The following is a 7225-nucleotide window of genomic DNA, read 5'->3' on the forward strand; positions in this document are numbered from 1 at the left end:
AGTCCCGCTCCTCCTTCATGTAGCCCGAGGCGTAGATGTGGATGAGGGTCGAGACGCTCGTCACCATGAGGGCCATGGGGGCCGAAAGGGGGTCGAAGAGGATCTCCACCGGGGCCCGGAAGGAGCCGCTCTCCAGCCAGGCATAGAGGGTCGCCCGGGTCCCCTCCCCGCCGCAGAGGGGCCACAACAGCATGGTCAGCAGCGTCGCCGCGGCCACGCTCGATACGTAGATGGCCACCGCCAGGCGGCGCGGCAGGCGCGTTCCCAGGACCATGTTGACCGCCGCCCCGGCCAGGGGAAGCAGGGGTATGAGGAAGAGCAGGTTCTCTTTCATCCCTTCATCCCGTCGAAGGCGTCGGCGTCGACCGTTCCCTTGCGGCGCCGCAGGTAGACCACCATGGCCAGGGAGATGGAGACCTCCGCCGAGGTCATGGCCATGAGGAAGATGACGAAGATCTGGCCGTCCACCCTCTGCCAGAGGGCCGAGGCCCCGACCAGGGTCAGGCCGACGGCGTTGAGCATGATTTCGACCCCGATGAGGATCATGATCAGGTTGCGCCGGGCCAGAACGCACCCCAGTCCCATGACGAAAAGGGCGGCCGAGAAGGCCAGAACGTGGGCGAAGGGGACGATCATGGACCCTCCTCCCCTTTGCGGCCCCAGCCTTCCTTGCCGACGTAGAAGGCCCCGACGGCGGCGAAGAGGAGCTGGAAGGAGACGATCTCCACGGCCAGGGCGTACTCCTTGAAAAGGGCGTAACCGAAGGTCCGCGGGGAGGCGTAGTAGGTCGGTACGCCGTCGGCCCCCCCCGGGTCCGCCGCCATGAGGAGGAGGGTGCAACCCAGGAGGACAGCGGAGAGGAGCGCCACCGGAGCCCATCGCAGCCATCCCGGTCCCCGCAGCTCCTCCTGGGGGGCCAGCTCCAACATCATGATTATGAAGAGAAAGAGCACCATGATCGCCCCGGCATAGATGATCACCTCCCAGGCCGCCACCAGGGGCGCCCCGAGCAGGTAGAAGAGGAGGGCCAGGGCGAAAAAGGCGTTGACCAGATAGATCACCGCGTGGACCGGGTTGCGCCGGGTGACGCAGAGTCCCGTCGCCGCTAGGGCGGTGAATCCGAGGATGTAGAAGAGGACCGATGCCATAGAATCCGTGACTCGTAATTCGTGACGCGTGATTGGTAAAATCGGGAAACCCTTCCCCGTTAAGGCATGTTGGTTCTGATGTCCACTGGCGGCCTTTCGTCCGCGTTGGCCCCCCGGGGATTTGCCACCCCGATGCCGGCATGCTCGTAGAAGTTGTAACGGTCGTCTTTGCCGCCGCCGTCGATGAGCAGGTCCTCCTTCTCGGAGACGGGCTTGAGGGGGTCGCGGCTGCCCATCTCGTAGTCGGGGCTCATCTGGATGGCGAGGGTCGGGCAGGCTTCGGCGCACAACCCGCAGAAGATGCAGCGGGCGAAGTTGATGCGTAACCAAGCGGCGTAGCGCCGTCCGTCCACCCTTTCGGTCGCCTGCATGGAGATGCAGTCCACCGGGCAGGCCGCGCTGCACAGGTAGCAGGCCACGCAGCGCTCCTCCCCCTGCGGGTCGCGGGTCAGGACGATGCGGGCCCGGTAGCGGGGCGAGGGCACCCGCTTCTCTTCCGGGTACTGGATCGTCACCGGCCTCCGGAAGAGGTAGCGCAGGGTTACCCAGAAGGGCTGCACCGTTCCTTTGATGTCACGCCAGAGAGTCATAGCTATCAGCTTTCAGTGATCAGCTGTCGGTATTAAAACCTCAAGTTCCAGTTTTAGCCTGCGCCGTTCATGCTTTTTCTGAGAGCTGACAGCTTGCGGCTGACAGCTGCTTTATCCCCGCATCCACAACAACACCCCCCCCGTCACCACGACGTTGAGCAGGGCGAGGGGGATCAGGACCTTCCAGCCGAAGTGCATGAGCTGGTCGTAGCGCAGGCGAGGCAGGGTGCCTCGCATCCAGATGAAGAAGAAGCTGACCGCCAGAACCTTGAGGCCGAACCAGACCACCGGCGGCAGCAGCGGTCCGTGCCAGCCGCCGAGGAAGAAGACCGCGGTTATGCTGCCGAGGATGATCATGTTGATGTACTCGCCGACGAAGAAGAGGCCGAAGCGCATCCCCGAGTACTCGGTGTGGAAGCCCGCCACCAGCTCGTTCTCCGCCTCGGGGATGTCGAAGGGGATGCGCTTCGACTCCGCCGCCACGCTGACCAGGAAGATCAGGAAGGCCAGGGGGTGGACGAGCATGAAGGGGAGCCCCTCCTGTGCGTTGACGATGTCGGTGAGGGAGAAGGAGCGGGCAGACAGGACTACCGGGACCAGGGCCAAGCCCATGGAGAGTTCGTAGGAGATGAGCTGGGCCAGGCCCCGGATCGCCCCGAGCAGGGCGTACTTGCTGTTGGAGGCCCACCCCCCGAGGGCGACGCCGTAGACCGCCAGCGAGGAGAGGCCGAGAAAGTAGAGGACGCCGACGTTGAGGTCGCAGACCACCATCGGGATTTCCCTGCCGAAGAGATGCAGGGGGGGGGCGAAGGGGACCACGGCGAATGCAAGGAGGGCGGTCACCGCCGCCAGGCCCGGGGCGATCAGGAAGAGGCCACGGTCGGCCCCGTCGGGAACGGTGTCCTCCTTGGTGAGGAGCTTGATCACGTCGGCCAGGGGCTGGAGCAGGCCGAAGGGGCCGACCCGGTTGGGCCCGTAGCGCAGTTGCATCCGGGCCAGCACCTTGCGCTAGGCGAGGACCAGGTAGGCGGCCAGGGTCAGGATCACGGCGAAGATCAGGCCGAGCTTGACGAGGATCAGGACCAGGGTGATCAGCATCTCCATCATCGTTCCCCCTCCCGTTCGACGGTGCAGTCGAGGGGCGGCCCCCCGGGAACGAAGGGCTCGCTGGCCGTCCCGAGCAGGCGCGGCAGGAGGAGGAGGCCCGGTGGAAGGGGGGCGGCGTGGCGTGCAGGGAGGGCGAGGTGGCCTCGCTCGGTGGTCAGGCGCACCGGGGCCCCGTCCTCGATATCCAGTCGTTCGGCGTCGGCCGGGGAGATCAGCAGGTGCGGCTCCGGCCGGATCGCGACCAGCGGCCCGGACAGGGCCGAGAAGGGTTCGGAGCCGGCGAAGGCGTCCACCGACAGCAGTTGCAGGGTTCCCCCGGGGGTGCATCCGGGCAGGGGCGGCTCCCCGGCTGGCGGCAGGGTACCGCTTCCCGTGACTCGCTGCCCGGTCCCGCCCGCCTCGAGCTCTTCCAGGCCGGAAAAACGGGCGTCGCTTTCGACAAGCTCGGAGCGGACCGCTGTCAGCTCGGCGGGGCGGCCGCGCAGCATCTCAAGGACAGCCCAGGCCGGAAGCGGTTGTTCACCCGGGGTGTCGGGGCGGAAGGTGCGCGGGGGGTGGTCGCCGCCGCCGGAGACACTTATCGGAATCCCCGGTTCGAAGACCCGGGCATAGGTCTGCATGCGCCCCTCGTTGTTGACATAGGTTCCGTCGGACTCGGCCGGGGCCCGGGTCGGCAGAAGGATGTCGGCGCCGTGGAGCGTCCGGGTCGGCAGGCAGTCCAGAACGACCAGGGTGTCGAGGCGGGCCAGGGCCGCCTCGACACGCCCCGGGTCGGGGTGGTCGAGGAGGGGGTCGCTCTCCAGGCAGACGAGGGCCTTGATCTTCCCGCCGAGCATCCCGTCGAGGAGGGTGTCGAAGTCAGGTCCGTCCCCGGCCAGCAGGGCGCCGCCATAGCTGTTCGGTCCGGGAAGCAGGATGGTGGCCCCGCAGGGGCGCTCTTCGTTCGACAGGGCACTGGCCGCCCGGGCGAGGGCGGCGACGCCGTGCCCGCCGAGGAGGGCGGCGCCCCCTACCAGTGCCGGGTGACGGGAATCCCTCAGTCGCTTTGCGAGATCCTCCACCCGGGCCCCCCCCTCTTCCGGCAGGGCGGCCCCGGTCCCCGAGGCGAGGGCCTCCAGGGCGGGGTGCAGAAGGTGCGGGGGGAGGGAGATGCGCTCGGCGGCGCAGGGCAGTCCCACGGGGCGGGGGTCGATCACGACGACGGCCCCCCCTTCGCGCACCGCCTGGCGCACCGCCAAGGCCATCATCGGCCCCTCGGCGAGGGGGTCGGCCCCGACCAGGACGACGAGGTCGCTGCGGCGCACCTCCTCCAGGGAGCAGGCGAAATCGCCGAGGAGGGCGGCGGCGGTGCGGGCCGCCCCGTCGAGCCCCGGGTGGCACTCGGAGGCGACCCGGTCGCTGCCGAGTTCACCGGCCCACCCCTTCAGGGCGGCCCCTGCTTCCAGAGAGGCGCGCCGCGAGCCGAGAAAGGCCACGGCACCCGGCCCGTCGGACGCCAGGGCGGCCTCCAGGCGTTTGCCCGTCTCGGAGAGGGCCTCTTCCCAGGAGGACTCTCGGCCATCAATTTTCGGGATGCGGGGGCGCTTGGGGTGGTTGGCGTGACCGTAGCCGAAACGCCCCCGGTCGCAGAGAAAGAAGCCGTTGACCTCCCTGTTGACTCCGGAGCGGACCCGCTGCAGCTCCCGGTAGCGGGCGCCGGGGAGCGTGGCGCAGCCGAGGGAGCAGTGGGGGCAGACCGAGGGGGCCTCTTCCAGGTCCCAGAAGCGGCTGCGGAAGCGGTAGGTCTTGTCGGTGAAGACCCCCGTGGGGCAGGCGTCCACCAGGTTTCCGGAGAAGGGGCTCTCCAGGCGGCCCTCCCGGAAGCGTCCGAAGAAGACCCGGTTGCGGCTGCCGAGGACGCCGAAGTCGTCCCCGCCGCAGTAGTCCTGGTAGGTGCGTACGCAGCGGTAGCACTGGATGCAGCGGTTCATCTCTTGCTCGACGAAGGGGCCAAGATCCTGGTTCCGGTAGGTCCGTTTCGGCCCCCGGAAGCGGCGGACCGAGTGCCCCCCGGCGATCGTCATGTCCTGCAGCTGGCACTCCCCCCCCTCGTCGCAGACCGGGCAGTCGTGGGGATGGTTGGTCATCAGCCATTCGATCACGTGGGCCCGCAGTTCCACCGCCTCCGGGTCGAGGGTGGAGACGACCATCTCGTCGGCGGCCTTGACGGTGCACGCCATCTGGATTCCCTTCACCGGCCCCTCGACGAATTTCATCGCGCAGAGCCGGCAGGCCCCGACGGCGCCCAGCGCCTCGTGGTAGCAGAAGTGGGGGATGACGATCCCCAGCGCCTTCGCCGCCTCGAGCACGTTGGTCCCCTCGGGGACGGTGATCTGTCGGTTGTCGATGGTCAGAGTGGGCATAGGGTCCGTGATTCGTGACAGGTGACTCGTGACTCGTGAAAATCCGAATGAAACTTCTCGTAATGGGGGCCAGGCAAACCAATTGTTTTTCGCGTGACGCGTCACGCGTCACGGTTTCAAAGGGCATCGCCCCTTTCGGACGTGATCCTCCAGCTCGTCCCCGAAGAGCCTCAGCAGGGCCTCCACCGGACCCATGGCCCCTTCGGCGAGGGCGCAGAAGGAGCGGCCGGTGATGTTGCGGACCTGGTCCCGGAGCATCTCCAGGTCTTCGGCCGTCCCCTCGCCCCTCTCGATCCTCTCCAGCAGCCAGTTGACCAGGGGCAGCCCGTCCCGGCAGGGGGTGCACCAGCCGCAACTCTCCCGGGCGAAGAAGCGGTTCAGGTTGAGGGTCGCGGCGACCATGCAGGTCGACTCGTCGAAGACGGTGACGCAGCCGGTGCCGAGGCGGCTCTTCGCCTCGGCGAGGCTGTCGAAGTCCATCGCCACATCCCAGTGGTCCCGGGTCAGGAAGGGGGTCGAGGCGCCGCCCGGCAGGCAGGCCTTGAACCTGCGGCCGCCGCGCACCCCGCCGCCGTGAGTTTCGACCAGTTCTCCGAGAGAAATCCCGACGGGCAGCTCGACGCAGGGAGTTTTCTCCAGGTGCCCCGAGAGGCCGAAGAGCTTGGTGCCGGCCCCCTTCTTCGTCCGGGCCAGGCCGGAGAACCACTCGGCGCCTCCGGTGAGAATGTGCGGCACATTGGCCAGTGTTTCCACGTTGTTGACGTTGGTCGGCCGCCCGAAGAGCCCCGCCTGGGCCGGGAAGGGGGGCTTGGAGCGGGGGTTGGGCCGCCGCCCCTCGAGGCCGTTCAGCAGGGCCGTCTCCTCGCCGAGGATGTAGCGCCCGGCGCTGCGGTGGACGTGGAGCTCGAAGCTGAAGCCCGTCCCGAGGATGTCCCCGCCCAGGTAACCCGCCTCCTTCGCCTCGTCGATCGCTCGCTCCAGGTTGCGGCTGCACTCCTCGTAGGCGAAGCGGACGAAGACGTAGCCGACCGGGATCTGCATGGCGTAGGCGGCGATGATCATCCCCTCCACCAGCTGGTGGGGGTCGGCCCGCAGCAGCTCCCGGTCCTTGTAGGTCCCCGGCTCCATCTCGTCGCCGTTGGCCACCAGGTACTTCTCGCCCCCCGCCTCGGCGGGAAAGAAGGACCACTTGGTTCCGGTCGGAAAACCCGCCCCGCCCCGGCCGCGCAGTCCCGAGGCCTTGACCTCTTCGGTCACCTCGGCCGGGGTCATGGTCTTCAGGGCCTTCTCCAGCCCCGCGTAGCCGCCGCCCCGGCGGTAGACGTCGAGGAAGGCCGTTTCGCCGGGGACGCGATTCTTGAACAGGAGCTGGGGAGTGGTCATGGCGCCTCCTCCGTCCGTTCCTTCTCCAAAATGGCGTCGATCCTCTCGGGCGTCAGGTCGCCGTGGGTCGTCATTCCGATCATCATCGCCGGGGCCTCGCCGCAGGCGCCGAGGCAGCATGTCGGCAGCAGGGAAAAAGCGCCGTCGGAGGTCGTCCCCCCGAGGGGAATCCCGAGGCGCTCCTGCAAGTGGCGGGCGACCTCCTCCCCTCCGCGGCTCCAGCAGCAGATCGAGTCGCAGACGTGGATGACCCTGCGCCCCACCGGGGAGCGGTAGATCTTGTCGTAGAAAGTGGCGATCTCCTCCACCTTCAGGGGCGAGGTGCCGAGGATCTCCGCGGCCAGCTCCACGCCCGCGTCGGGAACCCAGCCGTGGTGGTCCTGGATCGCCCGCAGCACGTCGACGGCCATCTCCATGGGGTGGGCGGTGGCGGCGGCCTTGGATTTGAGGCGATCGATGGTGTCAGGGTCCAACAGATTCATGACAGCGACAGTCCTAAACCTTTTGTCTCACGCAAAGCCGCAAAGACGCCAAGGGAATCAAAAACCAGCCAGTTTTGCCCCCGCCCTTCTTTGCGCCTTTGCGTCTTGAGTGA

General features: G+C 67.9%; 6 protein-coding genes and 2 pseudogenes. All 8 read right to left on the minus strand.

All coding sequences use genetic code 11. The features are described from left to right. Positions 1-334 (minus strand): annotated as a pseudogene (locus C0617_RS01195) (NADH-quinone oxidoreductase subunit L); the annotation flags it as partial. After that, positions 331-636, minus strand: a complete 306-nt coding sequence (nuoK, locus tag C0617_RS01200) for an NADH-quinone oxidoreductase subunit NuoK (RefSeq protein WP_291315192.1) — start codon at positions 634-636, stop codon at positions 331-333. The gene nuoK and the pseudogene C0617_RS01195, both read right to left, overlap by 4 nt. Continuing rightward, complete coding sequence (locus tag C0617_RS01205; protein WP_291315193.1) at positions 633-1148, minus strand: NADH-quinone oxidoreductase subunit J; 516 nt, start codon at positions 1146-1148, stop codon at positions 633-635. Before C0617_RS01205 ends, nuoK begins: the two co-directional genes overlap by 4 nt. 59 nt (positions 1149-1207) lie before the next feature. After that, on the minus strand, positions 1208-1738 hold the full coding sequence (nuoI, locus tag C0617_RS01210; RefSeq protein WP_291315194.1) for an NADH-quinone oxidoreductase subunit NuoI: 531 nt from the start codon (positions 1736-1738) through the stop codon (positions 1208-1210). A 111-nt stretch (positions 1739-1849) separates the two neighbouring features. After that, a pseudogene (gene nuoH, locus C0617_RS01215) lies at positions 1850-2845 on the minus strand (NADH-quinone oxidoreductase subunit NuoH). Then, positions 2842-5247 carry an NADH-quinone oxidoreductase subunit NuoG gene (gene nuoG / locus C0617_RS01220; RefSeq protein WP_291315196.1) on the minus strand — a complete coding sequence of 802 codons (2406 nt, stop codon included), beginning with the start codon at positions 5245-5247 and terminating at the stop codon, positions 2842-2844. The pseudogene nuoH and the gene nuoG overlap by 4 nt, the downstream one beginning before the upstream one ends. A gap of 108 nt (positions 5248-5355) precedes the next feature. Continuing rightward, entirely contained in the window at positions 5356-6630 is a 1275-nt protein-coding gene (gene nuoF / locus C0617_RS01225) for an NADH-quinone oxidoreductase subunit NuoF (RefSeq protein WP_291315197.1), read from the minus strand. Then, entirely contained in the window at positions 6627-7112 is a 486-nt protein-coding gene (gene nuoE, locus C0617_RS01230; RefSeq protein WP_291315198.1) for an NADH-quinone oxidoreductase subunit NuoE, read from the minus strand. The genes nuoF and nuoE overlap by 4 nt, the downstream gene beginning before the upstream one ends. Between the last annotated feature and the right edge of the window lie 113 nt (positions 7113-7225).

Source organism: Desulfuromonas sp. (genome assembly GCF_002868845.1).
In the GTDB taxonomy this organism is placed as follows: domain Bacteria; phylum Desulfobacterota; class Desulfuromonadia; order Desulfuromonadales; family BM501; genus BM501.

What these genes read in the sequence shown, in the direction of transcription:
- nuoK (WP_291315192.1), bottom strand. Translation starts at nt 636, where the DNA reads ATGATCGTCCCCTTCGCCCACGTTCTGGCCTTCTCGGCCGCCCTTTTC.
- C0617_RS01205 (WP_291315193.1), bottom strand. Translation starts at nt 1,148, where the DNA reads ATGGCATCGGTCCTCTTCTACATCCTCGGATTCACCGCCCTAGCGGCG.
- nuoI (WP_291315194.1), bottom strand. Translation starts at nt 1,738, where the DNA reads ATGACTCTCTGGCGTGACATCAAAGGAACGGTGCAGCCCTTCTGGGTA.
- nuoG (WP_291315196.1), bottom strand. Translation starts at nt 5,247, where the DNA reads ATGCCCACTCTGACCATCGACAACCGACAGATCACCGTCCCCGAGGGG.
- nuoF (WP_291315197.1), bottom strand. Translation starts at nt 6,630, where the DNA reads ATGACCACTCCCCAGCTCCTGTTCAAGAATCGCGTCCCCGGCGAAACG.
- nuoE (WP_291315198.1), bottom strand. Translation starts at nt 7,112, where the DNA reads ATGAATCTGTTGGACCCTGACACCATCGATCGCCTCAAATCCAAGGCC.